General features: G+C 38.5%; 25 protein-coding genes and 1 pseudogene. 7 read left to right on the top strand and 19 right to left on the bottom strand.

Annotation, left to right across the window (positions count from 1 at the left end):
* The first annotated feature begins 358 nt into the window (after window positions 1-358).
* Both BLE01S_RS20510 and BLE01S_RS15695 read left to right on the top strand, forming a co-directional pair.
* The gene (locus BLE01S_RS20510) at window positions 359-526 is read left to right on the top strand and encodes a YvrJ family protein (RefSeq protein WP_082788769.1); all 168 of its coding nucleotides are present in this window, start codon (window positions 359-361) and stop codon (window positions 524-526) included.
* A 13-nt stretch (window positions 527-539) separates the two neighbouring features.
* Window positions 540-734, top strand: a complete 195-nt coding sequence (locus BLE01S_RS15695) for a hypothetical protein (RefSeq protein WP_066144446.1) — start codon at window positions 540-542, stop codon at window positions 732-734.
* 972 nt (window positions 735-1,706) lie between these two features.
* Here BLE01S_RS15695 and BLE01S_RS20855 read toward each other — a convergent pair.
* Entirely contained in the window at window positions 1,707-1,847 is a 141-nt protein-coding gene (locus tag BLE01S_RS20855) for a hypothetical protein (RefSeq protein ID WP_157419502.1), read from the bottom strand.
* Window positions 1,848-2,054: 207 nt separating this feature from the next.
* Between BLE01S_RS20855 and BLE01S_RS20850 the strand changes: the two genes are divergently transcribed.
* Window positions 2,055-2,219, top strand: a complete 165-nt coding sequence (locus BLE01S_RS20850) for a hypothetical protein (RefSeq protein WP_157419501.1) — start codon at window positions 2,055-2,057, stop codon at window positions 2,217-2,219.
* Here the strand turns inward: BLE01S_RS20850 and BLE01S_RS15690 are convergent.
* The 10 genes from BLE01S_RS15690 to BLE01S_RS15645 all read right to left on the bottom strand — a co-directional run bounded on the left by BLE01S_RS15690 (window position 2,203) and on the right by BLE01S_RS15645 (window position 11,291).
* Entirely contained in the window at window positions 2,203-2,490 is a 288-nt protein-coding gene (locus BLE01S_RS15690; RefSeq protein WP_145981937.1) for a hypothetical protein, read from the bottom strand. The two genes, BLE01S_RS20850 and BLE01S_RS15690, sit on opposite strands and share 17 nt — an antisense overlap.
* Window positions 2,491-2,889: 399 nt before the next feature.
* Window positions 2,890-3,225 carry an antibiotic biosynthesis monooxygenase gene (locus BLE01S_RS15685; RefSeq protein ID WP_231955856.1) on the bottom strand — a complete coding sequence of 112 codons (336 nt, stop codon included), beginning with the start codon at window positions 3,223-3,225 and terminating at the stop codon, window positions 2,890-2,892.
* A 2-nt stretch (window positions 3,226-3,227) separates the two neighbouring features.
* Window positions 3,228-3,635 carry an ankyrin repeat domain-containing protein gene (locus BLE01S_RS15680; RefSeq protein ID WP_066144440.1) on the bottom strand — a complete coding sequence of 136 codons (408 nt, stop codon included), beginning with the start codon at window positions 3,633-3,635 and terminating at the stop codon, window positions 3,228-3,230.
* A complete protein-coding gene (locus tag BLE01S_RS15675) occupies window positions 3,632-4,417 on the bottom strand; it encodes an ABC transporter ATP-binding protein (protein ID WP_066144436.1) in 786 nt (261 codons plus the stop codon). Before BLE01S_RS15675 ends, BLE01S_RS15680 begins: the two co-directional genes overlap by 4 nt.
* The gene (locus BLE01S_RS15670) at window positions 4,404-5,438 is read right to left on the bottom strand and encodes a FecCD family ABC transporter permease (RefSeq protein ID WP_066144432.1); all 1,035 of its coding nucleotides are present in this window, start codon (window positions 5,436-5,438) and stop codon (window positions 4,404-4,406) included. Before BLE01S_RS15670 ends, BLE01S_RS15675 begins: the two co-directional genes overlap by 14 nt.
* On the bottom strand, window positions 5,439-6,407 hold the full coding sequence (locus tag BLE01S_RS15665) for an ABC transporter substrate-binding protein (protein ID WP_066144429.1): 969 nt from the start codon (window positions 6,405-6,407) through the stop codon (window positions 5,439-5,441).
* Between the two features lie 165 nt (window positions 6,408-6,572).
* A complete protein-coding gene (locus BLE01S_RS15660) occupies window positions 6,573-7,622 on the bottom strand; it encodes an ABC transporter permease (protein ID WP_066144426.1) in 1,050 nt (349 codons plus the stop codon).
* 17 nt (window positions 7,623-7,639) lie between these two features.
* Complete coding sequence (locus tag BLE01S_RS15655) at window positions 7,640-9,127, bottom strand: sugar ABC transporter ATP-binding protein (RefSeq protein ID WP_066144423.1); 1,488 nt, start codon at window positions 9,125-9,127, stop codon at window positions 7,640-7,642.
* Window positions 9,128-9,210: 83 nt separating this feature from the next.
* Window positions 9,211-10,188: an ABC transporter substrate-binding protein gene (locus tag BLE01S_RS15650; RefSeq protein WP_066144420.1), complete on the bottom strand. Its 978-nt coding sequence runs from the start codon at window positions 10,186-10,188 to the stop codon at window positions 9,211-9,213.
* Window positions 10,189-10,550: 362 nt separating this feature from the next.
* The gene (locus BLE01S_RS15645) at window positions 10,551-11,291 is read right to left on the bottom strand and encodes a prolipoprotein diacylglyceryl transferase (protein WP_066144417.1); all 741 of its coding nucleotides are present in this window, start codon (window positions 11,289-11,291) and stop codon (window positions 10,551-10,553) included.
* Window positions 11,292-11,569: 278 nt separating this feature from the next.
* On the opposite strand from BLE01S_RS15645, the gene BLE01S_RS15640 reads away from it, so the two are divergent.
* Both BLE01S_RS15640 and mgrA read left to right on the top strand, forming a co-directional pair.
* Entirely contained in the window at window positions 11,570-11,815 is a 246-nt protein-coding gene (locus BLE01S_RS15640; protein ID WP_066144415.1) for a hypothetical protein, read from the top strand.
* Window positions 11,816-12,069: 254 nt separating this feature from the next.
* Window positions 12,070-13,062, top strand: a complete 993-nt coding sequence (gene mgrA, locus BLE01S_RS15635; protein WP_066144412.1) for an L-glyceraldehyde 3-phosphate reductase — start codon at window positions 12,070-12,072, stop codon at window positions 13,060-13,062.
* A 187-nt stretch (window positions 13,063-13,249) separates the two neighbouring features.
* Here the strand turns inward: mgrA and BLE01S_RS15630 are convergent, their stop codons facing one another.
* The 4 genes from BLE01S_RS15630 to BLE01S_RS21325 all read right to left on the bottom strand — a co-directional run bounded on the left by BLE01S_RS15630 (window position 13,250) and on the right by BLE01S_RS21325 (window position 19,824).
* Window positions 13,250-13,837 carry a CalY family protein gene (locus tag BLE01S_RS15630; RefSeq protein ID WP_066144406.1) on the bottom strand — a complete coding sequence of 196 codons (588 nt, stop codon included), beginning with the start codon at window positions 13,835-13,837 and terminating at the stop codon, window positions 13,250-13,252.
* A gap of 20 nt (window positions 13,838-13,857) precedes the next feature.
* Complete coding sequence (gene sipW, locus BLE01S_RS15625) at window positions 13,858-14,412, bottom strand: signal peptidase I SipW (RefSeq protein ID WP_066144403.1); 555 nt, start codon at window positions 14,410-14,412, stop codon at window positions 13,858-13,860.
* A 7-nt stretch (window positions 14,413-14,419) separates the two neighbouring features.
* On the bottom strand, window positions 14,420-14,911 hold the full coding sequence (locus tag BLE01S_RS15620; RefSeq protein WP_145981938.1) for a hypothetical protein: 492 nt from the start codon (window positions 14,909-14,911) through the stop codon (window positions 14,420-14,422).
* 92 nt (window positions 14,912-15,003) lie between these two features.
* Window positions 15,004-19,824: a rhamnogalacturonan lyase family protein gene (locus BLE01S_RS21325; RefSeq protein ID WP_082788767.1), complete on the bottom strand. Its 4,821-nt coding sequence runs from the start codon at window positions 19,822-19,824 to the stop codon at window positions 15,004-15,006.
* A 473-nt stretch (window positions 19,825-20,297) separates the two neighbouring features.
* Here BLE01S_RS21325 and yfmT point away from each other — a divergent pair, with 473 nt between their 5' ends.
* Window positions 20,298-21,755 (top strand): benzaldehyde dehydrogenase, encoded by a 1,458-nt coding sequence (gene yfmT / locus BLE01S_RS15610; RefSeq protein ID WP_066144394.1) that lies wholly within the window; start codon window positions 20,298-20,300, stop codon window positions 21,753-21,755.
* 23 nt (window positions 21,756-21,778) lie between these two features.
* Window positions 21,779-22,639, top strand: coding sequence for a methyl-accepting chemotaxis protein (locus BLE01S_RS15605; protein WP_066144391.1), 861 nt, complete (start codon window positions 21,779-21,781; stop codon window positions 22,637-22,639).
* A 559-nt stretch (window positions 22,640-23,198) separates the two neighbouring features.
* On the opposite strand, the pseudogene BLE01S_RS21435 reads toward BLE01S_RS15605, so the two are convergent.
* From BLE01S_RS21435 to BLE01S_RS15580, 4 genes and pseudogenes are all read right to left on the bottom strand, one after another.
* Window positions 23,199-23,531 (bottom strand): annotated as a pseudogene (locus BLE01S_RS21435) (bacterial transcriptional activator domain-containing protein); the annotation flags it as partial.
* Between the two features lie 15 nt (window positions 23,532-23,546).
* The gene (locus BLE01S_RS15590) at window positions 23,547-24,350 is read right to left on the bottom strand and encodes a response regulator (protein ID WP_066144383.1); all 804 of its coding nucleotides are present in this window, start codon (window positions 24,348-24,350) and stop codon (window positions 23,547-23,549) included.
* Window positions 24,351-24,549: 199 nt separating this feature from the next.
* Window positions 24,550-25,233, bottom strand: a complete 684-nt coding sequence (locus tag BLE01S_RS15585) for a class C sortase (RefSeq protein WP_066144380.1) — start codon at window positions 25,231-25,233, stop codon at window positions 24,550-24,552.
* Entirely contained in the window at window positions 25,230-26,063 is an 834-nt protein-coding gene (locus tag BLE01S_RS15580; protein WP_066144377.1) for a class C sortase, read from the bottom strand. Before BLE01S_RS15580 ends, BLE01S_RS15585 begins: the two co-directional genes overlap by 4 nt.
* Window positions 26,064-26,071: the final 8 nt, after the last annotated feature.

Genomic DNA, 26,071 nt, shown 5'->3' with positions numbered 1-26,071 from the left:
TATATATATATCCCTTGTGATATAGCCAAGAGGTAAGGCAAAGGTCTGCAAAATCTTTATCCTAGATTCGAATCTGAGTATCATCTCTTATGCAGAAAGGGGAGTTGGTGAAATATGGTGTTTAACTCTCAATCAAATAACTTGAAATATTAGAGAGTTTCTACAAAAAACAACCAAATATTCAGAGTTAGTATTTACCTGAAACAATCAAATTAAAAAATACTCTAAGAAATAACTAGAACTTTATTAGAATAAAGTAAATAGCCATACTCTTTTTAAGCTAATTTGAAAATATTAATTACAGCTCATAGTTTTATATAATTTATTTCTGTTCATTTAGGGAAGGAAGTAGGTAACCATGTTAACAGATGATCCTACATTATGGATATCTATAATAGGTAACTTTGGATTTCCAATTGCTATTACTATATATTTATTTGTCCGCTTTGAAAGGAAACTGGAAAAGCTTGAAACGGTAATATTGCACTTATCCGAGGTAATAAAAAACATTTCTAATGTTAAGTGAAGGAGTGTTTCTCTTGAGAATTGAAAATATTATGGCTTGTTTTTGTAAAAATAGAGAAGTACAAGCAACCTACGAAAAAATACTAAATAAAGAAGAATTAACTTCTAATGATCGAGATTTCTTAATTGAACTTATTCAATATACTTCTATATCTGCAAACAAAATTAAGGAATATTGTAGTGATATTTATAAAGAAGAGCTTAAATGAACGGAGAATCATCATAATATACAACTAAATTTTCCCTCAAACAAAAAAACGATCACTCCACAAATAAGGATTGATCGTTTTTAGTTTTCATATTTATTATCAGTTATTTTATTTGATAGATTAATAGTTTATGCAATTTTCCCTCAAACTAATTTATCTTATTTCAGCACTTGTACTCAGAGATACTCTCACATTCAGCCTGAATTCTCTTCTTAAAAGGATGAAAACTTCCATCTCTTTTTAGTATAACAGCTGGGCACTACTTACTAGACCAATTCTGATATGGTACCACTCTAATAGGAGTGATGCCATACTCCCTTCATACTGATGATTATTGAACAGATATTGTTTTTGTTTGATTCCTCTCATATTGACAGATAAATAATTGTTTTACCGAATTAGCATGATTAACATCCTTTCCCAAGCTTTTTAACATATATTTTTCTTTAGTCAATGAAAAAAGCCCTTTGGCAAGTTTGAAAAGAATAGCAAAATGCTAATCTACAAACATGCCCAAAAGACTTTAAGTATTCGTTACAACGCTGGTACGCAATGCGACCGCTAAAAAACAAAGATAAATAACTATATATTTCATACAAAAAGTAACCACCTATTTAAGAGGCGGAGTTGTATATTCCGTAAACATATAGAACTATTACATCAATTTTAGTCTCTTCTAATAGCTTAGACTTAGATAAGGTACTTTGTAAAATTTTTAGTTGTATGAGTGCTGGAGGAATAGTTTCTACATAAGACGGTATCCCTTCCAATTTATGTAGAATCACACCCTATATTATTTTACTTTTTATAGCAATGTCATACAGATGAGTGTTTTGTCAATGTATTTGTAATATTTATAGCTTATGTATGTAATTAGCGGTTTCTATTACCTATAGTCAATTGCTGTTTTAGATCTCCTCTTTAGCTTAATTAAAAAACAACCCTGCAATAATATGCAAGATTGCTTCTAAGTTAATTGGAACGGTAAAAATCGAATGCTTGGAAGACATCATTAACGATATTTACTCTAATGATCTCTTGTTTAGTTACACCATTCTTCCATTTAGCTGTAAATAGAAAATGGACTAAAGCATCTGATAATACTGTTTCCAAAACTCCCATTGCTTCATCAATACACATCAGTTTCATATTTAGGATGTGGTGTTACATTCATGGTACGGGTTAATTGCATATCGTTCCCGTTCACTTGTCTACCATTAAAAGTAACATCCACTGTATCAATAGGATGATCTGTTTAGTTTTAAAAATTCCACCCGCAAAGAACTGATTGTCGCCATGACCAGCAGTGTCGTGAATAGCTTGCCAATCAAGTGTGTGTTTAAAACCCCGGAAATTACTAATGGTGTTGAATTAAACTCAACGGTTGCCATTCCAGAGCCGTTATCGGGATCGATTGCCTTTGCACGTATTGTATACTTTCATGGCTCTACCTATTTAGATGTAAAGTTCATTCCGCTAAATTAACCGAATGTAAATAGTAGTCAAGTTTTAACTCAATGATAGAGCTATTCGCTTTATACTTCTTTAATTCATCTATTGCCTCTCCACTGTAATAATCATGACTGATCATATAAGGTGTTAATCGAGGATCATATGATATTCTAGCTGCTAGCGTTTCTAATTCCTTCATACGTTCAGCGGTTATCTTTTCCACTTGCTCTAGTTTATTTAGATTAGATTGTTCAATCTCCTGACGCAAACTGGAGACAGAATTATAATAGATAATAGCACTCATGATCATAAATGGAACAAGAAAAACGAGTAGATAGGAGACGATGTATTTATATAAAAGTCGGGATTTAATTCTATTAATTACAGACGAATTTCCATTCCCCTTATCCTATTTTAATTTATAGCCATTTCAAATCAGGCACGTTAGCCCTCGCAATGTAAAACACCAAAAATAGGCAAAAAAAGAAGCTTGATAAGAATAGATTTCGTCCTCCGGTCAAGCAAATACAAGGAACCACATTTACAAGAATACGCTTTCTTTCGACTAGCAATATTATATCATAAAAATGAGTCTATATTTCCTGAAACCAACTCCCCATTATGAAAAGGCCACCCTGATATAATCAGAGTGGCCTTTTCATAATGGGAAATTGTTTGGGTGCCAGGCACCCAAACAATTCGCTCATACTTCTTGCGCAGCTGGTTTATGCTGGATGGCTACTTCAAATGTGGTTAGTTGTGAGCCGATGATTGGATTTTCTTCTGATTTTTGTTCTTCTTTCTTTCCATGGGCTTTTTGAGAAGCTCTGCTTTCTAACCAATGATCAAAATATTTTCTATCTTCCCATGTCGTACAAATTTTCAACTCATCGTATTCTGGACTGTTTTCTTTTTTCAATACTTCCATTAAAATAAAGCCTTCAAATGTATGAACAGATTTCGGTGTTTTGAAGCGAGCTAGGATCTCATCTACTCTTCCTTTTTTTATACGAATGGTGTTTACGGCTTTCATCATCATTATCATACTTCCTCCTTCATTGTTAAAGACTCTAAATATTCGTATACTGGCACTGCAGGTTCTCCACCCATTTGTGCATGACGAATTAATGGAATGCCATGTGGTCCCGTTGCATGTATTACATCTGGTTGACTATCAATCATTGCTTGAACAATTTTCAGTTCTCCAAGCATCGCTGCTGCAAATATATCCATTCGCGCTCCATGCTCAAGTAACCATTTGGCAATGTCACGACTCCCTGTATGTGCCGCCGCTCCAATACCACTCTCCCAATCATTTGCTCCCCAATTCATAACGGAGTGAATGAGTGCAGGCTCTTTCGTTATTAGCTTTTTTACCATTTCAAAATCTCCATGTGCAGCAATAATAAACTCTCTTACCAACTCAATATCTAACGGCGAATTTTTCATACGTATTCTTCCTTTCGTAACCTGATTGGAGTGAAAAATGTTTTTCCGTTTTCCATATATATATCTGCATCTATCTCAAAAATAGATTGAAACATTTCCCTACATAACACGCATTGTGGTATGCCGTCATACTGGATCTTCCCGCGTTTTAAAACGATGAGCCGATCACTATAACGTGCTGCTTGATTAATGTCATGCAGCACCATTACGACCGTCATACCAAATTGTGCATTTAACTCCTTAACAAGTTCCATCACTTCCAATTGATGTGATATATCAAGAAAAGTTGTCGGTTCGTCTAATAATAAAATCTTTGGTCGCTGTGCAATCGCCATCGCAATCCACGCTCGCTGTCTTTCCCCACCAGAAAGTGATTGTAACACCCTATTTTCATAACCGTTTAATCTTGTAACATCTATGGCCCATTGAATGATGTCCTCATCTTCTTTCGTTAACTTACTATAGGCTCCTCGATGAGGATATCTCCCGAATTCAATCAATTCTTGCACAGTTAAATCGAGTTGATGATCTTGCATTTGGGGCAACATCGCAAGTTTCTTCGCAACATCTAGGCTTTTCATCGTTCCAATCATTCTTCCATCGAGGATGACTTCCCCACTTTTCGGAGTAATGAGACGAGAGACGAGCCGGAGCAAGGTCGATTTTCCAGATCCATTTGGACCTATTAAACTAACAATCTCTCCTTCATTTATGTGTAAATCAATTCCTTCTAATTGAAAGGAAGAGGAGTGTTCAAACGACATATTTTTAGTGAGAAGCAAACGAATCCCTCCTTCTCTGAATCATATACAAGAAAAACGGTCCTCCTAAAAACGATAACAAAATTCCAACTGGCAACTCGATTGGATCAAACGCACTTCGGGCAACTGTGTCAGCTAATATAACGAGCAGACCGCCTCCAAGTGCTGATGCAGGTAATAAATATCGATAATCTCCGCCGATCATAATTCTTAATATATGTGGCACCACAAGACCAACAAAACCGATCAATCCAGACACACTTACTGCAATCCCAGCGAGAAGTGTACTAAGAACGATGAGGAAAAATCTACTCTTCTCCACGTTGTGGCCAAGTAGCTTTGCCACTTCATCCCCAAGCCTTAAAATACGAATATGCCTGATAGCGAACAGTGCTAATACGAGCGCTGCGAGCGCATAGTAGATGATCATTTTAAATTGAACCCAACCAACACCGGCAATACCACCCGCCAGCCATGGCAAAACGGACTGCACACGATCACTATATAAAAGCATGAGTGCGCTCATAAATGCGCCAATGACAGCATTAATCGCTACCCCTACTAAGATAATGCGAACAGGGGAAGTACCACCTTTCCAAGATAATGCATAGATAATGAGCGCAGTAACGAGGGCACCGATAAAAGCTGCTAACGGTAAAAACATAATATACGCCGGGAAAATAATCATAATAGTGGTTGCTGCAAGTCCTGCACCCGATGAAACACCGATGATTCCTGGGTCGGCTAGTGGGTTTTTCATCACTCCTTGCAAAATAGCACCAGAAGAAGCAAGACACATCCCGACAATCATGCCAATTAAGACCCTAGGGAATCTTAACTCCCAGACAATTCGTCTCGCCAACGACTCATCAGGGTTAAAAAGACCACTCCAAATTTCACTTAATGAAAAAGAAACAGGACCAATCATTAAACTTGCTGTAATCGCAAGCATTAACATGATACTAAAAGCAGTGACTATAATTGTTCGCTTCTTAGCGAGAGGATGAGCATGTTTAGATACTGGAGCTTCTACTGCTTCCATTTATTTAATCTCTGCCAGACTTTCTTTCATCACTTCAAGTGCTTCTACCACTTTTGTTCCAGGATTTGACCCAAATAAATGGGAAGGTAACACCATAACATTACCATTTTTTACAGCATCAAGATTTTTCCAAGCTGCATTCTTTTCCATTTCTTTTGCAAATGCTTCTTTTACCGCTTCAGGATCGCCATGAGTGATAAGCATTACGACTTCTGGGTTTCTTTCAATAATCTTTTCCACACTTAAACTCGCATATTGCGGATAATTTTCTTCTTGTGGGAAATCTGAAGCGATATTTTCTCCACCTGCTTTTTCTAGTAAGTCTCCCGTAAGTGAGTTTGGAAGAGCTGCTAAATATGTACCTGGTGCACCATAAACTAATAATGTTTTCACTGGTTCTGATTTATCTTTTTCGATGCTTTCTACTTTTTCCGTAATTGTTTTATTCATATCTTCCGCTTCTGCTTCTTTTTCGAACAATTGCCCAAACATAAGAATCGTTTCTTGAATATCAGCGACTGAATTTGCTTTTGTATAAATAACTTTCGTTCCTTGTCGCTCTATATTTTCAGCATGCTGCTTAAAGCTCGTTGCGGCGGCTAAAACATCTGGATGAACTTCTGCTATTTTTTCAAAGTTTGGCTGATGTGGATTACCAATTTCCGTAATGTCTTCTAACTCTTTGGCAACAGGGCCACTCGCTGTTGGACGACCTGTCACATTGACACCTAATGCTAGTAATATATCTGTATCTCCTGAGTTTAGAGCCGCAACAGATTCTGGGATATTTTCAAACGTAATACTTTCGCCTGATGCATCAGTCACGTCGATAGATGATGTTTTATCCTCACTTATTTCGCCATCTTTTGCTGACGCTTCTTTCCCTGCTGTTTGATCGCTCTTTGCACCGCATGCTGCTAAAACAAACAACAGCAGTACAGACATAAATAACAATGACACCTTTTTCATTTTCCACTCTCCTACATAATAATGATAATCATTCTCAATATCACTCATTCTACTGATAACGATTATCATTGTCAACGACTTATTTGAAAATAAAAAAAGTTGGGTGCCAAAGAGAATTGTTTGGGTGCCAGGGAATTGTTTGGGTGCCAGGCACCCAAACAATTCTCAAATCACTCTCTCCTTTTTTTGCAGTAGTACTGCGCCGATGACGATTAATCCTTTAAAGGCTTCTCTTAGGAATGGTGGGACACCAAATAGATTTAATAGATTGTTCATGACGGCGATGATTAACATGCCATACACAGTTCCTAGAATGAATCCTCTTCCGCCCATCATACTCGTTCCGCCTACTACGGCCGCGGCGATGGCATCCATTTCCATCCCTCTTCCTGCGTTGGAAAAGTCCATCGAACCAATACGAGATACTTGAATAATAGCGGCGATCGAAACGAGGAAGCCCATCAAAGCATATACACGGATTTTAATTTTATCCACGTTCACACCGGAAAATTTTGCGGCTCTTTCATTTGATCCAACGGCAATAATCTGTCTGCCAAAAGTGGTTCTCTTAGACACATAGTAAAGTATAAAAGCAATGATGGCCCAATAAATAATCGGCATCATCATATAGTTGCCAATTTTAAAACTAGCAATCTGTAAAAATTCCCCCGGCACCTTCGTGTTATAGCCTTGCATGAAATGCTGTGTAACACTTCTAAAGATCATCATCGCACCCAGCGTAGCAATGAATGGAGGCACTTTCCCCCTTGTGACTGTTGCTCCTATTAGCAATCCAAGTAAATATCCAAATAGCAGCACCAAAGCGACTGTAATAATAAATGCCGGGATCCCTGCTATTCCCAATATACCCAAAATCCCTTTGCTTCCTGTATCAAGAAGAACCATCGCAAAAGCACCTGTGACAACTAATGTAGAACCTACCGCTAAATCAATCCCACCCGTCATAATGACAAAGGTCATCCCTAAGGCAATGATTCCTATACTCGCATTATTCCTTAAAATATTAATCCAATTATTGGTCCAGGATTGAAACCAACTGCCGAATGAATCATATTCAAATCCTAAAACCAATGTTTGTAATATAATCATGATTACGAGTGCAATACCTATGCTAAACAATGGTTCGCTCGTCCATTTATATTTGAACCATCTAAAAAAGTTTTGACTACTTTTTACACTGGCATTATTCATCATTGGCTTCCTCCCCTTGCCTACGTCAGTTGCCCACCCGTAGCAAGATTCATGATATGATGCTCATTCATTGCCTCTCCAGAAACTTCTCCTTGAATAACGCCGTGATACATAACCAATGCCCGATCACAAATGCGTATGATTTCATGCGCCTCACTGGAAAGCACAACTATCGCAATGTTTTCATCGGCAAGTTGCAAAATAATATCATAAATATCTTCTTTCGCTCCGACATCAACACCTTGTGTAGGGTTATCCAAAATAAGTAATTTAGGATCAGCCGCTAACCATTTCGCCAAGATTACCTTTTGTTGGTTTCCACCGGAAAGACTATTAATGCTATCCGTTAGTTTCCCCATCTTTAATCTTAATTCTTTGCGTTGTGCTGCAAATGTTTTCTGATGTTTTTGTACGTTAATAATGCCCCGCTTTGAAAATTGAGGCCAAGTAACAATGGATGCGTTCTCAATGATATCCATATCTTTAATGATTGCATTTTCCTTCCTATTTCTTGGAAGATAGGCCATTCCTTTTTTTATCGCCTCAGTCGTACTATTTATTCTCACTTCTTTTCCATTCAAAAATATTTTTCCAGACGATATCTTGTCTGTTCCAAAAATAGATTGAAAGAGTTCACTGCGACCATCACCAAGAAGCCCAGTAACTCCAACGATTTCACCCGCCTTTATAGAAAAATGAATATCTTTGAAAACATGATTACGTCCTAGTCCCTCCACGCGTAAAATCTCTTTGCCCAGATTTTTTTCCCTTATTAACGGCTCCGTTCGAACGTCATGACCAACCATAAAATGCGCAAGATCGTTCGTAGTCACCTCTTTGACATTTCCTTCTGCCACCAAGTTTCCATCTCGAAGCACGACGTATCTACTGCAAATTTGCGTAACCTCATTCAATTTATGGGAGATAAAAATAATTCCTACATGGTGTTCTTTTAATGATTGCATCATATGAAATACACGTTTGATTTCCTGATCTGTTAATGAAGTGGTAGGCTCATCCATGATGATAATTGATGCATCCGTCATCATTGCTCTGCATATTTCTACGATCTGTTTATAAGAAGCATCTAGATCACCAACCATCATTTTAGGATCTAGGTCCACATTCATTTTCCTAAATATCTCTTCTGTTTCTTGACACATTCTTTCTAGATCAAGGCTGCCACTTTTGGTTTTAACCTCTCTCCCTAGAAACATATTTTCATAAATCGGCAAATCATTGATTAAATTCAGTTCCTGATGGATGAATGCGATTCCCGCTTCTTGAGATTGTGCTGGGGTACTGAATTCCACTTGCTTTCCATCTACGCTTATCAAGCCTGCATCCATTTGATGAACTCCACCAAGTATATTCATCAGCGTTGACTTACCTGCTCCATTTTCGCCAAGTAATGCGCAAATTTCACCGCCTCTTAATGTAAAGGAAACGTCTTTAAGTACATCGTTGCTGCCAAAGGATTTTTGGATGTTTTTCATTTCAATTATCATGCAATCATCTCCACACTTTTGAAAAGAGAGACAATAGCCTAGCCATCATCTCTCTTTTATCTTTTCTATAGTAAAAGTTAGAACTAATACGGAGATTTATCGTCTAGGAACTCCTCATGATTGTCTCTATCTACAACGGTTGTCGGAATAACCGTCACCTCTTCCGCTTCTTCATCATTTAAAAGCTTAAATGCTACGTCTACAGCATCTTTGACCATAGCTGGGCTGTAGAGGGCTGACTGTATCCATATATCCTCATTTTCTGGCATCATTTGAAAATATTCCTGCATACCGCCACCACCAGTTACTACCTGGATATCCGTCCTACCAGCTTCACTAATTGCTTGTAGTACGCCGATAGAAGTCTCATCATCCATCGAGAAAACTGCGTCAATCTTATCGTTGCTCGTTAAAATATCTGCAAAATCCTTCAAACCATCCTCGCGCGTAAACTTCGTAGCATAGGTAAGAAGATTCATATCAGGTGCGATCTTTTCCATCGTCTCAACAAAACCTTTCTTCCTTAACTCAGAAACGGAACCAGATGAAGGAACTTCGAGCACAACCACATTTCCTTCCTTACCAATCTTATCTACGATATAATTGGCTCCCTGAATTCCCATATCTTCGTTGTCCCCAGAAACACGATAAACACCTTCCGCATCAATCTCAATATCAAAGTTTACAACCTCAATCCCAGCATCAAGCGCTGTCTGTATAGGAACTTCCATACCTTCCCACTGCGGAAATGCAACAATCGATTCCGCTCCCCACGTCATCAAATCATCTAATTGTGAAGTCATTTCTTCCGCATTCGTACTTGTTTGAACCTGGTAATCAATCTCATCAGCCAATTCCTTCGCACGAGCTTCCGCATGATAAGCAACCGCAGCAACCCAACCATGTGTCACAGCCGGAGCAAGAATCCCAATCTTATGCTTTTTCGCAACTGAATCCTTTTCTGCCTCATCCACCTTTTCCTTTGGTTCCGTCGCCCCACCACACGCACCTAAAACCATAAACAATGCAAACAAAACCAACAAACTCAAAACCTTCCTCATTGACTGACCTCCCCCTAAATGTATCGATGACTAAAATTGTTTGAGTGCCTGGCACTCACACTCTTTCAACCTGGGAATTGTTTGGGTGCCTGGCACTCACAAACTTTTTATCTATTACAAGTTAGAAATGAAACCTTCACCACTGAACTCCTTTAAAGCAAAATACAAGCCTTATCATAATTTATGTGGGTCTATACACACATATTCTAATAAAGAGTAATATTTTCATTGGAATTGTGTGGGTGCCAGGCACCCACACAATTCCTGAGAGAAAAAGAATGAACTAGCTCATGTTTTCATTAATCAAACGTTTGATTAATAGATATTATCCTCATTTAAAATAAAAGTGCTATTGCCAGGTTTTACTTTGGCAATAGCACTTTTGATTGTTCCCCTAGATCTTCAGGCACTTCCGGGTCCGTCGTACCTCCTACATCCTCTTCGTACTCTGGTACTTCAGGTTCCTTTGGTGTTTCCTGATCAGGTTTAGGTTCTACGGGGGTTACCGGAATATTTGGGGTTTCCTTTGGCTCTTCTGAATCAGTTTCAGGTTTTTTATCATTGTTAGGTTTCTCTGGCTCACTTGGCTTCTTTGGAGGAGCGGCCGGTTTGGTAGTATTACTAGAATTTTTAGATTGACTATTTTTTTCTGGCGTTTTATTTGTATTTTTATTGGTTGATGCTTGTCCATTGGAATTGTTTGACCACGTAGTAGTGGATTGGTCATTATTTCGATATATCGGATTTCGATTGTACACTTCATTAGTACCTGATTGCTCCGAATAGTGATCAACTACAGATTCTTCCATGCTTTCGTTGATTTCATCGAGGTCCTCTTCTACATTTTCCTCAATCTCTTCCTCTTCGTCCTCATCATCTTCATTTAGCTCAGGAACTTGTTTATTAAATAATAATGCCGCAGACAAGTTCTTTCCCTTATGGTTTTCAACGTTTCTATCACTCACTGATCCAGAATGACTTGCTTTACCAAGCAGATGCTTTTCCCAATAAATATAGCCACCCACGATAAATGTGATGACTAATACACTTGTGAGTAGCATAGCTATAGTCCCTTTTTTCTCACGCAATAATATCACCTCCATCTTTTCAACTTCCTGTAATATCAAACTACTGCTATTTATGTGCCGTCGACAGCGAATAAATAAAACTGCACCGACCAAAAAATTATTACTTTAATTTTTTCTTTTATTTCAATCCATACCCATCATTCATTACTATGTTACCATTTTTTACACATATTGTAGTGTTTTTTCTGGAAAAAGACCTAGTAGATTTTTCTCATTCATGAGTATCATTAGATATATTTAAAGTTTTCGATAATATGATTATGATACATAAAATAGGTAAGGAGTGTATGAATTTGGAGAGGAAAAAGAATGTGATTCCTTTTAATCCTGAGCGGAGAAGAAGCACTTCCATACATAAAAGAAAGCATACTACCAAGAAAAAGAATCAGTCTGCTGAAAAAATGACCTTTTGGGATAGGGTTGGCATATTTATTACAGAAATCATAGAAACAATTATAATACCATTTGCTTTACTTGTAGTATTCTTATCCTGGATAGCTTCATTAGTTAAAAAACTAGTACATTGGATTTCTAAGTGAATTGTTTGGGTGCCTGGCACCCAAACAATTTCGTACTTGTATTAAATGACGTAAAAACTTATACTTCAATATAAGAAAGCGCTTTACATAAGCGGCCGCATGTATATAGAAAGCGGACAGTTGATAGGGCATGGTTTTTCCGAAAGTCAAAGAGTTTAAGAAAGAAATTAGCTGTTTTGAATTACTATTAAACAATGAATTGATGTAGAAATCGCCTAACCTTAACACCAACATACATTAAAGGAGATTAAACGATGGCTTATTTAGCGAGTGACAAACGATACGATACAATGAAATACAATCGAACTGGTGATTCTGGGCTGTTATTACCAGCTATTTCACTAGGATTATGGCATAATTTTGGCGGTGTGGACACATACGAAAATGGCCGCGCAATGCTCAGAAGAGCCTTTGATTTAGGAATCACACACTTTGACCTTGCAAACAATTATGGACCACCACCAGGATCTGCCGAAACAATGTTTGGTCAAATGCTCGCCACCGACTTTAAACCGTATCGCGATGAAATGGTTATCTCTTCAAAGGCCGGTTATCATATGTGGAATGGACCTTATGGTGAATGGGGATCAAAAAAGTACTTGATTGCTAGTCTTGACCAGAGCTTAAAACGAATGGGATTAGATTATGTGGATATTTTCTACTCCCATCGTCCAGATCCAAACACACCATTGGAAGAAACAATGGGTGCACTGGATCAAATCGTTCGTCAAGGTAAAGCCTTATATGTTGGGATTTCAAGCTACTCTGCAGAGCAAACAGCAGAAGCAACTAGAATTTTAAATGATTTAGGAACGCCGATGCTCATCCACCAACCAAGCTACTCCATGTTAAACCGTTGGATCGAAGATGGGTTACAAGATGTTCTTGAAAAAAATGGCATAGGATCAATTGCATTCTGCCCTTTACAACAAGGCTTATTAACGAATAAATACTTAGGTGGAGTACCTGAGGATTCGCGAGCCGCCAAATCAACCGGTGCCCTTGATACAAATCAAGTAACAGAAGAAGTCATTCAAAAAGTGAAACAATTAAATGACATGGCGGCAGAAAGAGAACAAACACTTGCCCAAATGTCTTTAGCATGGGTTCTCCGTGAGGGACGAGTTACTTCAGCACTAATTGGGGCGAGCCGCGTCAGTCAAATCGAAGATAATGTAGCAGCATTAAATAACTTAGCATTTAGTTCAGAAGAGTTAACAAAGATTGATGGCATTTTAAAAGGTTAATAAAAAAATTCTTCGAGTATTTATCTCTCGAAGAATTTTTTATTATATGAACGCCACTTGGATTTTTCCAAGGGCGTTCACTGTTTGTGTTCGAAAGTTGTTTCAGTGCCAGGCACCGACACAACTTCCCTCTTGTTAAGGACGAACAGGGAATTGTGTGGGTGCCTGGCACCCAAACAATTTAGGTTTATCTTTGTTTTCCATCTGTTTGATGGGCGTTGAATGTCCAGGTGAGGTCTAATGAATCTCCTTGGAATTGGTTTTGGTCTTTGCCGTTATCGATAAAGTTAAATTTTACGACGAGATCATTCACTTTGCCTGTTGGCAGGCCTTTTTCGTTGAATATCGGTTCGAAAACCCTTTCATTTAGAACCTCTGGATTCATGTTTTTTAGTTGCGCTAAAGTTGTTTTGTAAATGACTTCGTCAAGCTTGTCCATATTATAAAGAAACTCCACTTCAATATGCTCACCAAAGTCTTCTGTGTTGTCCCCCTTTGCATCTGTCACTGTATAAGCAGTCGTTAGTAATACTTTTCCAATATCCAATGAACCACTATTTTGAAGTTCAAAATCACGTATAAAAGTGTCACCTGGTTTCATATCGTTCACATCAATAATCTGTGTAGGGTTCACGGCGAGATCCAATGTTCCTGCCGCAAATGTATTAGTCGTTTCCGCACTATTACTAAAATAAGCGTAAGTTCCGCCTCCAATTAATGAAATCCCAAGGAATGCTGACAGTAATCCTGTACTTAATTGCTTTTTGATATTCATTTGTTTTTCCCCCATTTTTTCTATTCTTCTTTTAGATTAGGTACTTCAATAAAACGTAACGCACGCCAAATAGTAATGATGGCATGCCCAAGAAACAGCAAGCCAGGTATGAACATAAACAGGATAGCTCCTTGCTTCGTATGGACATAATGGAAGGCATATCCTACGTACGGGAGTGTCCACCCCGAATATTTCCCGACGATATTGTGTGCTAAGACCGGCTCTACATCAGGTCCATTATTATTATCGCCTTTGGTAATAAAGCGCTGACCATCATTTTCAACCCCGATAATTCGGTGGGTAACAAGAATTGCATCCTTTGTCATAAATGTTATGACATCACCGCTTTCAAACGTATCGTCTCCTTCTGTTTGCTTGACCAAAATAACCGAACCAACTTGCATTTCCGGCTCCATGGAACCAGATATAACTGTTTTTAATTGATAACCAAAAAGGCTCGTCTCTCCTCCTGCTGCTCGAGACGCAATAACGATAAATACCGCACAGACTAACAAAATAATGAACATCGTTGAGATACAATTGCCCAGCCATTTTAGGATGACTTTCCCTTTCATATTCGCCTCACTCCGCTAGATCTAATATTTGTACATCTGACTCTCCTAACTCCTCATCGGAATCTAGCCCATCTTCATTTTCCACCACTTCTTCGGCTTCGATGTCCATATCCTTCTCTTCCTGAATTCCTGTGACATCAGTAGATTTATTAGTTGTCTCCTTTGGACTAACTTGTTCTTTCTCTACTTGAATCTCCTCTTTTTCTACTAAAATTTCCTCTTGATTAGGCTCCTGTTCCTCTTTTAAGGGGACCTTCTCAAGATTCTCCTCCTTTTGTTCCTCTTTTTTATCTTCTACAACCTGATTTTCGCTTTGATACTCAAAATCTTGATTCGCAGATAGTGTCCCTTTCAACGCCGTAACATCTTGAAAAGAAGCACTTGTTGGCGACGTTAACACCGAGCCGATTAAAAATAACCAGTATAATAGAATAAGCAGCTGCAAAGGTTTCATTGTCCCACCTTTACGGGTCTGTTTAACTCCGCGGTAATGCCTCATTTCCATCTCCCGTTTCGCAATAATGCTCATGTAGTGATTTCATTTGGAAATCCCCCACGCCCGAGATCATGGGGAATTCCCTTTAGAAACTCCTACTTACCGTCCCATTTTTGGATAAGTGAATTGGTATCTGCTTTGAGCATTTCGTATAGCTCTTGAGGTATCAACTTATTTTCCAACTGATGGTCAAGTAATTTCTTGAGACTTTCCATATGTTTGATTATCTTCTCAGCCGCTTCTTTTTTCTCAAATTGGCCCACTGCTGTCAAATGAGTATTTAGAGTACGATAATCTTTTTCAGCTAAATCTCCTTGATACGTTTCAAGGGTGGAAAGCATATAAGATGTATTGAATGCTTCTAGCGTTAACAGCCCATCCATTGCTGATTGAAGAGCTGCAACTGCGGCTTTCAATTCATCCTCCGTTTCTACCTCTCCAAGAGCCTTTTCTGCTATTAAAATTGCATGTTGTAAGGCCGTAAACGTGAATTCTGTATACTTCCCTTCATTCTTGATTGATTTTGCTTCCTTCAACAAGGATTCTAATTCGGAAACATCTAGTTCCGGATCTGGATCCTCTTTATCTACTTTTACAACCTCAATATTTGGCATTGGCGGTTCTTCCATACCTGCTCCGATAAAGAAGCTAGGATGCGGCGGCTGGTTATAGGCGACATTCTGCCAAGCAATCGCCACACGATATTGTGGATCATGCATTAAGGTAAAAATTTTATGGTCTGTTACATCCGTTGTTGTAAACACACGAAGTGCACTACTATCCTCTGTTCTCCAGATCACCTCTTCACGCCAGTCACCAAATAAATCGGCTTGTAACGCTGGCGTTCCCTTCGTATGATTGTTCGATAAAGTTCCTTCAGCCGTTAATAAATTAACAAGCTTTTTATTTTCATAATCCCATTTATCAATTTTACCGACTCCTGCGCCAAGTTCCTCATCGAAATCATGATCAAGCAGTTCACGCAGCAAGTCACCATCCCACCATATAGCAAAGTTGGAAGAAGGGATATTATCTGCTATCTTTTTTCCATCTGCAGCATGCAATCCACCAGCCTGACTGTTCCATGCTCCATTAATAGCCCAAGCTTCCGCACCATCATGAGTAGGATCAATATCAGCAACTAATCCACGCCCTGTGTCTTGTCCTGTGTGTTCCCCCCATAATATCTCGCCAGTTTCTGCATCTCGCATCACGTATCCATATTCCGCACTTTTATTTTCTTGCACAGAGAAAACTTCCAATCCTTCCCGATCTGGGATGAAGTCACCCACATGTAGGGCATCCCCGTGTCCTAATCCTGTACTGTATAATCCTGATCCATCATCATCAATCACCGCTTGCCCGAAAATAATTTCATCCTTTTGATCCCCATCCACATCAGCGACACTCAATGAATGGTAGCCTTGTCCAGCATAAGCGCCATTGCCTTTATCATTGGAATCAAACTTCCATCGTTTTTTTAATTTCCCTTCAGTAAAGTCATATGCCACTAATACGGAACGAGTATAATAGCCCCTCGTCATCACAATACTTGGTGTTTCCCCATCTAAATAGGCAACGCCGGCTAAGAAACGGTCTACGCGATTTCCGTACCCATCTCCCCAGTCATCCACCTTTCCTCGTGGCGGATCATAGTCAACCGTATCGATTGCGGCTCCCGTTTTCCCATCAAAAATCGTTAAATATTCATCTCCTTGGAGAATATAGCCACCGCTATTACGATGATCGGCGTCCGCCCGTCCAATCACTTTTCCTTGTCCATCCTTCGTACCATCCGCTGTTTTCATGACAATTTCCGCATGTCCATCACCATCAAAATCATATGTCAAAAATTGAGTGTAATGCGCACCGGCACGAATATTCACACCGAGATCAATTCTCCAAAGGAGCGTTCCATCCATTTTGTACCCATCTACATAGACATTGCCCGTATAACCAGACTGCGAATTGTCTTTTGCATTAGATGGATCCCACTTGACGACTAAATCATAATTTCCATCCCCATCTAAATCACCAACACTCACATCGTTCGCCCGATATGTGTACGGATCACCAAGTGGTGTCACACCATCCGCTGGTTTTTGCAATGGAATATCGAAAAAGTTATTTTCCAATATCGTTATTTTTTCCTTTTGTTTTTGCTCTTTTCCATCTATGATCGTACTAATCTCATAAACTGAATCTACTTTTCCACCTTTGTCCAAATAATTTGTGCTTGTTGTTATTTCCTTTTCAGAAATCTTTTTACCATCACGATAGACGTGGAATGCTATATTCTTTGGATCAGTTCCAAGCATTCTCCAACTTACATACACGCCATCATCTGTTTTTACCGCTACTGGGCCGCGATCAAGATCTTCCATTTGTTTCTTTAAAATAGTTGGTACTGATGTCTTTAGTGCTTTAGACTGTTTGGATACTCCTCCTGCATTAACTGCTGCGACTTTATAATAATAAGGCGTCGTTGTTAAAACAGATGTATCTGTGTATTTTTCCTTATCTGTCTGACCAATTAAATGGAATTCCCCATCTGCTTTTGTTGCTCGGTATACATTATAGGAAAGGGCACCTTCTACAGCATCCCAAGTAATCGTTACATCATTTTTATGAACGGACAGCTCTTTAAGATTTTCCGGCGCATCAAGAACTGTTTGCTCTGAATCCACCATTTCTACCACCAATGGTAAAGAATGTACCGTTTCCTTTCCATTTTGGTTTACCATCGTAACAGTGTATTCATACACAACCCCAACTCCAACCTTTGTATCTGTAAATGTCGGGTCACTCGTTTCAGCTATTTGCTCCGCTTCATTTGATCCAACTACTTTGCGGTACACTCGATAATGCTTCGCATCATCTGCAGCATCCCACGATATTTTTACAGAAGGGGAGGTTGGATCAACATTTTTCTCGTCCAATTTTAATCCACCTGGCGCCTGAAAAATAGGTGTAATTTCAAGACCATTGGCGATTCCCGTGGACCCTCCAAAATGGATATTCATTTGCCCATCCGTAATCGAGATGTCTGAAATCACCCGTTCGATCGAACCGTTTTTCGGGGCGTTCACTGCTCCATAATCTTGGCCTTCAATCGCTACATTCGTACGTGCACTACCAAGGAAATCTGCCACATGAACTTTTGCCGCATATAGACCATTCGGCAAATCGACTTGAAAATCCCAACCAACATCAAAATACCCAAGCCAATCACGAAGTAAATCTCCACCATCGCCTCGATCACGTGCGATCATTCCCTTATTATCGACAATGCCGTATCCTAATTCCTCCGTATAAAGGGTCGATAAATTTACTTCCGTATACCCCTTGGCAACAGGAGACTTCCCGCCATTTTGCTCTTGCCCGAAATCAAATTTCCAAACAGCCGTTTTTGTAAAAATTTGCACGGCTTCTGATCGTTCGGACTCCCCTTTTCCATTCAGTGCAGTGATCACGATATCGTATGTCTTTCCTTCCTCCATCCCACTCAAGTTTAACTGTGGAACAGTTGAAGTATTGACCAACTGATATTCTTTTTCTTCCGCAAGCTTACGATAAATACGGTAAATATCTGCACCTTCTGAAGGCTCCCATGATAAGGATGCGCCCGCATTACCTATATTCGATACAACGATATTTTTCGGAATAGCTGGAACTTCACCCGCTTGTCCACCATCCACCACGTAATTCGCCAATGGCGTATTAAGCTCTGCAATGGCTGAGGCGAGAATGCCAGCGACTTGAATTGCTCCATATTCTTGGAAATGAGTATCATCAGCTATACCATTTGGATAAGCCTCATAAATGCCTGGATCAGCATGTAAAAAAACAGAACGTGTTCCCTCAGGTCCAATTTGATCAAAATACTCACGACTTAATGAGTTGAAATCAACTAATAACACATCCAAATCTTTCGCAACCTCTTCTGCTGCTTGCTTATATTCTGGAAAACTTACATTGAATTTACCTGTATCTTTATTAAAATCTCTTCTATTTACAGGTGTAATTAAAATTGGGATCGCGCCGCGTTGACGTGTTCCATTTACATATGTTTTTAAATATTCTTTGTAATCCTCAACTGGGGTATAACGATCCGGCACACTGACGGTTGCATCGTTATGACCAAATTGAATAAGTAAATAATCATTTGGTTTTATTTCTCGTAATACCGTATCTAAACGTCCTTCATTATAGAAGGTTTTCGTGCTTCTACCACCAATAGCATGATTGTTTATCTTGACCTTTTCATCGAAAAACTTCGGCAGCATCTGCCCCCACCCTGCTTCTGGCTTCCAATATGGATCAAATGTTTGAGCAGTTGAATCACTGACGATGTAAACCGCAGGATCATCTGTGGCAGAACGTTCAGGCAACGCTTTAATTTCCATTGCATTTATTTTCGAATGATCGCCAGTCAATTGTATTGCTAATTGATCATTAATCACCGCAATATCAAATTCGCGTTCCACAAATTCTCCCCTTGAAACAGACGTATTTTGGACCTTTTGGATGGAATTCCCCTTCACACCAAACTCGGTTGCTTCAGCAGAATCCCCGGCGATGACCTTAACCGCATAATCACCATTCGGGAGATCTACTTGAAAAGTAGTTTCTGTAAAAACGGCAAAATCCTCTTTTAATTCATCTTCTCCCTCACGTGCCACTGCTGTCACCTTCGAAGGATCCGCAAATCCATATCCTTGTTCTTCTGTATATCCAGTACCAGGATGTACTTGTGTATAATCCTTCTTAACCGGGCTATCCTCTGTCCCAAAATCAAATCTCCATATTTCAGAAGCGGTCTCCGCTTTTCCCATAAAAGGAAAACTTGAAATCATCAACATGCAAACAAGAAAAGAAGAAAAATATCTTTTCCCCCATACTACTCTTTTCGACATCCGATACACCTGACCTTTCTATTTTTTTCAGTGAAAATGTAAGAAGATTCATGGTGTTTGTTTATCTTCCGGACCAAAATGAAAAAATCTCCCCCCTATTAATCTTTATACAGAAAACGCTTACATCTACATTCTATACAAATATTCACAATTATTAGAATTAAAATAACAGTTATAAACGTTTAAAAAACAGTTTTTAACATTTTAGTATATTATAGGTATTAAGTCATTGCGCGGGTGCCAGGCACCCACACAATTTACCGGATAGGTAATTACTATCAGTATAGGCAGTACAGCTAGAATGGCGATGTAATAATAATGATAAAAACATAAGAAATAGGAGTATATAAGTCTCTCTTATAATCCCAGAATTGTTTGGGTGCCAGGCACCCAAACAATTCTGGTCCTAAAGAAACAGGTAATATAGCCGATATAAAAGGTTATAGAGAAAATAGTTTAGGGAGGAAATATGAATGTTACAATTAAAGTCTTTAGGTAATCAGTATATTGACGGTGAGTGGAGAGAAGGACAAAGTGAGAATATTTTACATAATGTAAACCCTTATAATAAGGAAGTACTTTTGTCGTATAAGATGGCGACTGAGGCAGATGTGGATGCTGCTTATAAAGCTTCTTTAAGGGCGCAAGACGAATGGGCGAAAGTGAACCCATATAAAAAGCGCGATATTTTGGAAAAAGCTGTTCATTATATAGATGAACACGAAGAAGAAATTACGAATATTATCATGGATGAACTTGGTGGAACGCGGTTGAAAGCTGCTTTTGAAATTGGACTTGTAAAAAATATGATTAAAGAAGCGGCCACTTTTCCATTAAGAATGGAAGGCAAAATTCTTCCTTCCATTGAAGACGGGAAGGAAAACAGACTATACCGTTTGCCAATTGGTGTGGTTGGCGTCATTAGTCCATTTAATTTCCCGTTCTTCTTATCGATGAAATCTGTTGCACCAGCACTTGGCGCCGGCAATGGTGTAGTGCTTAAACCTCATGAGGAAACACCAGTTACAGGCGGTACGCTTATTGCTAAAATTTTTGAAGAAGCTGGAATTCCTAAAGGTTTATTAAACGTGATTGTGACGGACATTAAGGAAATTGGCGATTCATTCGTTGAACATCCAATTCCGAGAGTGATTTCTTTCACGGGCTCGACAAAAGTGGGCAGCTATATTGGACAACTTGCAATGAAGCATTTTAAAAAGCCAATTCTTGAATTAGGTGGGAACAGTGCGTTTATCGTGATGGATGATGCCGATCTTGATTATGCTGTCAATGCTGCTACATTCAGCCGCTTTACACACCAAGGGCAAATTTGTATGTCTGCCAACCGCATTCTTGTGCAAAAGCCAGTTTACGAAGAATTTATTGCAAAATATAAGGAAAAAGCAGCTTCATTGAAAGTGGGAGACCCTCGCGATCCGGAAACAATCATTGGCCCTGTAGTTAACGAACGTCAAGCGGAAAACTTACAAGCAATGATTGATAAAGGTATTGAACAAGGCGCTAAGGCAGTGCTGCTGGGGAATATCGAAGGGAATATGGTTGCTCCAACAATATTAACAGATGTTACGCCTGACATGGATGTTGCACAAGAAGAACTATTTGGCCCAGTCATTTGTATCATTCCTTTTGAAACGGAGGAAGAAGCAATTGCCATTGCAAACGACACGAAATTTGGTTTAAGTGGTGCGCTTCATACAAAAAATCTAGAGCGTGGTGTCGAGATGGCAAAACAGATTCACACGGGCATGATACACGTCAATGATATTACGATCAATGATGAGCCTATCGTTGCATTTGGAGGCGAAAAACATTCAGGAATCGGTCGTTTAAATGGCGAATGGAGTTTGGAAGAATTCACTACGTTGAAATGGATTTCTGTAAACTATGGCCAACGCGTATTCCCATACTAAAAAGAAATGAGAGATTGTAAAATATGATAAATGCTGAAAATAAAGTAGATCAGGAGAACGAACTGATTAATGCTTTCATAAAAGTAGCCCCGTACTTAAATGAGCTTGTACAAGATGATATAACAATAGGCATTTATGATACAGAAAAATTAATCATGAATGTTCCTGGCAAGACGTTTTCTTTAAATGTAAATGCTGGTGATCCTTTAGCAGAAGGCGATATTATTACGAATGCGATAAGAGAAAATCGGGGCAAATCCATGATTGTTCCAAAGGAGTTATTTGGATTTCCACTCAATGCTAGGGCAATTCCATTACATGATTCAAACGGAAAGGTTATCGGCGGAGTGGGCCTTGGAACAAGCTTAGAAAAAGCGAACGCACTCTATATGGCTGCTGAAAATTTATCAGCCATCACGGAACAAACAGCGGCAGCAATTGAAGAAATTACTTCCTCCGTGACCGAGTTAGCCGATCGTGTTGGCGCCATTTCCACTCGTGTACAAGAAGTAAGTGTAGGTGCAAATGAAATTGGGGAAATCTCTACAGTTGTAAAAGCCGTGTCTGATCAAAGTAATTTACTAGGATTGAATGCGGCCATTGAGGCAGCAAGAGCAGGAGATGCTGGAAGAGGTTTTTCTGTTGTGGCAGAGGAAATTAGAAAGCTTGCGACTAATTCTAAAGATAATGTGACACAGATTGATGAGATTACTAAAGGTATTCAAAATGCAATTCAAGATTTGAACGTAGCGTTTACCGGAGTAAATCAATTCTCAGTAAACCAAGCCGCCACCGTTCAAGAAATTTCCTCCACCATACAGGAAATCAGTAAAACTGCCCAGCATCTATCAAAAATGGCAGAAGATATGCTAGAAGCAGATTGACATGTGTGCGGTGCCCTTGGCACCGCATATTTTATATTGGAGGTAATTGTTGGTTTGTTGATTAGAGAATGGCGATATGATACTGGATCTGTATACCATTCCTATCGTCGGACAAAATATAAATAGAGATGAATGCCCAAGCTAACTTGTATATTGCTAATACTGTTACCAACATACTCTAAATAAAAGCTTTCTTATTAACCTACTAATAGTTAGTTCACCATCCCTCTTTACTTATTCGTCCAAGTTATTACATAGGAAAACACAACTTTAAATACGGTAAGTAGAAGCGAGAATATAGCGCTCTGAACATCCTCATATGCTTAAAAATGGGATCTCCTGCTACATCATTTGGAAAAGCCTCATAAATTATTAAGTCAGGAAGATTGTCCTGTGAACGTAATCCCAATTCGATGAACGTTTTGAAAATAATGAGAGCTAATTCACGCTCTAAGCTTTTCATGTGAGCCCTTCCTATAAACATTCATAAAATCAACACAAATCACAAGGATTAATTTAAATTAATATTCTAGTAAGGTAAAATTGCTTAAAACATGTTTTAGTCGAATGAACTGAGCGTTAATAATTTTTCTGATCCTATTTTATTTTTCCAGCATTCATACCAGATTTGCACATCCTGGTTAGGTTTAGCACAAAATTGGTTTAATAACATCTTTGTCAACTTCTCATACTGCTGTTCAACTTGAAAACGGTTTGAAGTTTCACCATATAACTGCATTAACCTAAAATAACTATCTTCTGCATAAGGGTATATTTCCTGAACCCTGCTATATAAGATAATAGCTTCATTATATTGTCCATTTATTATGAAATAGTCTGCCAGTTTCTTCACATGATTGAACCAAAGATTTCTGAGTTTCTCTCTTTCACCCTCAGCCCAAGTATATTAGGATTCAGCTAAATAGTCGCCTTGATACAAGGCCATGATATTTTGGTGATAGGTTAAAGTTTTGCTGTTAACGAAAGGATATTGATTGATTCCTTTTTCTAACTCGTCAACATCTAACTTCACTCCATTCAAATCAAGAATATAACTTTCTCCAAGGCTTTTTATCTTAATATGGAGGTTAGCAGATTTAAGGGCCTTGCGAATTTGATAAATCGTAGTATACATATGGGTGTACGCTCTATCCCATTCGGTTTCAGGCCAAAATAAATCAAGTATCATTTCTTTGCGAATGGGCTTCTGACGATTGTGGAGCAGAAAAAGAAACAGCTCCTCAGCCTTGTTTGTTCTCCAACGAACTTGAAGCTTTTGAGACTGAGCATCTATAAATTGAAAAGATTGAAAGCAGCAGACCATCGGTGTTTGAACAGGCAACTCCTTGCTATTATTGTTCACCTGAAAGCGCTGTACAGTTTTGAGTAACCGGTTACGATTCAATGGTTTCAATAAATAATCAACGGCATTGATTTCAAATGCCTTTACAGCATATTCGCTGTAAGCTGTAACAAATACAATGTTAATTAATGGCAAGTTATTTTGAATTTTCTCTGCTACTTCGATTCCGTTTATTTCTGGCATTTCAATATCAAGGAAAACAACGTCAGGTTTATCCCTCAGAACAGCTTCTATCGCCTGATAAGGATTGCTGTACATTCCGATCAACTGTATCCCATCGATATCCTTAAATAATTTTTCTAAATGAGTTAGCAAAATCGGTTCATCGTCAACTAAAATGACCTTCATGGTGAATTTCCCCTTTGGTAAATGTTTATCATTTATTAATTATAATGCTTTTGTAGTCAAATAGACCATCCTCTAAATAAACTTTGAGGATAGCCTTCCTGCCATTAGGGATAGTTGGTGTATATTTTACCTATGGATTTTCTTAAATCTACCTGGACTTAAGACAATGAGTTCTAATGGATTAAGCTTCATATATATATTACTTATCTCGTTCACCTTGAATTAACAATCTTTGATAATCGTGCCTATAAGGATGACATGTTAATAAAGTAGCCAAATCTTTGCCTTCCTCAATTTCCAAAGACTCCGTTTCATGAGGGTATATGATTTGCTGATTTTTAACCCTATAAGTCAAAGTTTCGCTCATTGTATGTACATAAAAAACATCACCGTTATGCAATTCATCTATATTACGAAACATTTCCTTCGTTCCCATTCCTCGATGTCCTGCCAAAACAGTATGGCTGCTCTTTCCACCTATTGGAATCGAGGAACCTTCCACCTGACCAATTCCGTTATTTAAAATTTCATCAGTCGCACCTAAGTAGATAGGAATTAAAAGCTTTAATTTGGGGATTTCAATCGCTCCAAATATTGCTTCATCATGGATTCCCAAACATTTTTTAAAACTTTGAAATTTTTCTTCACGGTCACTAAAAGGATCCTGAAAACCCGCACTATTGTAATAGATCTCTTCATTGCACGCTTTTGCCTCAGCCATCATTTCATCAATATCTTCATTGCTCTTTTCCGAGGCGTTTTGCATAAATTCATGCACCTGCTGTTTTTGAAAATAATCATTGAGCCACTGTGCGGCATAGGGATAGACCAAAACAGATAGACCAACGATGAATAAAAGTATGATCCAACCATTCTTTCTCATCGATTTTCCCCCTTATCTTTTTTATGCCGCCTTCTAAACCAGATACCAAAAGCAATAGTAGCTAAAATGGCTGCTCCTATCCAATATACATCATTGTCGCTATGATTTATTACATTCGCTTGTTGTTCTTTCGCTTGGTCATGAGGAATTAAATGACCGGTAACAAGTAGTCTATGAGTATTAAACATATAGGGGTCACATGTTAATAGAGTAACAATATTTTTATCTTCATCCATTTGAAGCCAATCGGTTTCATGAGGTAATACAACATTTATATCGTGAATCTCATAAAGTAAAGTTTCATTTAAAACTTGTACATAAAATTGATCACCAATAGTTAATTCATCCAAGTTCCGAAACATTTTTGCACTTGATAAACCTCTGTGGGCTGTTAATACAGTGTGAGTTCCAAGCTTTGCAGAAGGCAAGGATGAGTTTTCTAAATGCCCCACCCCTCTTGATAACACTTTTTCATCTGTTCCATGATAAATGGGCAACTCCACATCAATTTTAGGAATCATCACACTTCCTATTGCAGGACCTATATTCAAAGCATCATAATAACTGTGTTGTCCGGATTCAATTTCATCAAGGTTATTGTTAGAAAATGGATCTACGAAATCCACTTCTGATTGCGCTAAACTTTCATTATGTTTCTCAACCTTCTCTTTTTCCTTTTCTAACTGTTCATCTTCCATTTTCTTTATCGTTTGATTGTATTCACTTACAATTGTGTGATGCTCCTTAGAGGAAAAAAAGTTACTAATAATCGGATAGGAGAATATGCCTAGACCGATGATAAATACAGTTAAAATAATTATTTTCTTCATCTTTCGTC

This window comes from Lederbergia lenta NBRC 16444, from assembly GCF_001591545.1.
GTDB lineage: Bacteria > Bacillota > Bacilli > Bacillales > Bacillaceae_C > Lederbergia > Lederbergia lenta.
This window is presented reverse-complemented; position numbering and strand designations above follow the sequence as displayed.

What these genes read in the sequence shown, in the direction of transcription:
- BLE01S_RS15670 (WP_066144432.1), bottom strand. Translation starts at nt 5,438, where the DNA reads ATGGAAGCAGTAGAAGCTCCAGTATCTAAACATGCTCATCCTCTCGCT.
- yfmT (WP_066144394.1), top strand. Translation starts at nt 20,298, where the DNA reads ATGTTACAATTAAAGTCTTTAGGTAATCAGTATATTGACGGTGAGTGG.
- BLE01S_RS15665 (WP_066144429.1), bottom strand. Translation starts at nt 6,407, where the DNA reads ATGAAAAAGGTGTCATTGTTATTTATGTCTGTACTGCTGTTGTTTGTT.
- BLE01S_RS15590 (WP_066144383.1), bottom strand. Translation starts at nt 24,350, where the DNA reads ATGAAGGTCATTTTAGTTGACGATGAACCGATTTTGCTAACTCATTTA.
- BLE01S_RS15645 (WP_066144417.1), bottom strand. Translation starts at nt 11,291, where the DNA reads ATGGAGGTGATATTATTGCGTGAGAAAAAAGGGACTATAGCTATGCTA.
- BLE01S_RS15580 (WP_066144377.1), bottom strand. Translation starts at nt 26,063, where the DNA reads ATGAAGAAAATAATTATTTTAACTGTATTTATCATCGGTCTAGGCATA.
- BLE01S_RS15685 (WP_231955856.1), bottom strand. Translation starts at nt 3,225, where the DNA reads ATGATGATGAAAGCCGTAAACACCATTCGTATAAAAAAAGGAAGAGTA.
- BLE01S_RS15690 (WP_145981937.1), bottom strand. Translation starts at nt 2,490, where the DNA reads ATGAGTGCTATTATCTATTATAATTCTGTCTCCAGTTTGCGTCAGGAG.
- BLE01S_RS20510 (WP_082788769.1), top strand. Translation starts at nt 359, where the DNA reads ATGTTAACAGATGATCCTACATTATGGATATCTATAATAGGTAACTTT.
- BLE01S_RS15620 (WP_145981938.1), bottom strand. Translation starts at nt 14,911, where the DNA reads ATGAGGCATTACCGCGGAGTTAAACAGACCCGTAAAGGTGGGACAATG.
- mgrA (WP_066144412.1), top strand. Translation starts at nt 12,070, where the DNA reads ATGGCTTATTTAGCGAGTGACAAACGATACGATACAATGAAATACAAT.
- BLE01S_RS21325 (WP_082788767.1), bottom strand. Translation starts at nt 19,824, where the DNA reads ATGTCGAAAAGAGTAGTATGGGGGAAAAGATATTTTTCTTCTTTTCTT.
- BLE01S_RS15680 (WP_066144440.1), bottom strand. Translation starts at nt 3,635, where the DNA reads ATGAAAAATTCGCCGTTAGATATTGAGTTGGTAAGAGAGTTTATTATT.
- BLE01S_RS15630 (WP_066144406.1), bottom strand. Translation starts at nt 13,837, where the DNA reads ATGAATATCAAAAAGCAATTAAGTACAGGATTACTGTCAGCATTCCTT.
- BLE01S_RS15585 (WP_066144380.1), bottom strand. Translation starts at nt 25,233, where the DNA reads ATGAGAAAGAATGGTTGGATCATACTTTTATTCATCGTTGGTCTATCT.
- sipW (WP_066144403.1), bottom strand. Translation starts at nt 14,412, where the DNA reads ATGAAAGGGAAAGTCATCCTAAAATGGCTGGGCAATTGTATCTCAACG.
- BLE01S_RS15650 (WP_066144420.1), bottom strand. Translation starts at nt 10,188, where the DNA reads ATGAGGAAGGTTTTGAGTTTGTTGGTTTTGTTTGCATTGTTTATGGTT.
- BLE01S_RS15660 (WP_066144426.1), bottom strand. Translation starts at nt 7,622, where the DNA reads ATGATGAATAATGCCAGTGTAAAAAGTAGTCAAAACTTTTTTAGATGG.
- BLE01S_RS15605 (WP_066144391.1), top strand. Translation starts at nt 21,779, where the DNA reads ATGATAAATGCTGAAAATAAAGTAGATCAGGAGAACGAACTGATTAAT.
- BLE01S_RS15655 (WP_066144423.1), bottom strand. Translation starts at nt 9,127, where the DNA reads ATGATAATTGAAATGAAAAACATCCAAAAATCCTTTGGCAGCAACGAT.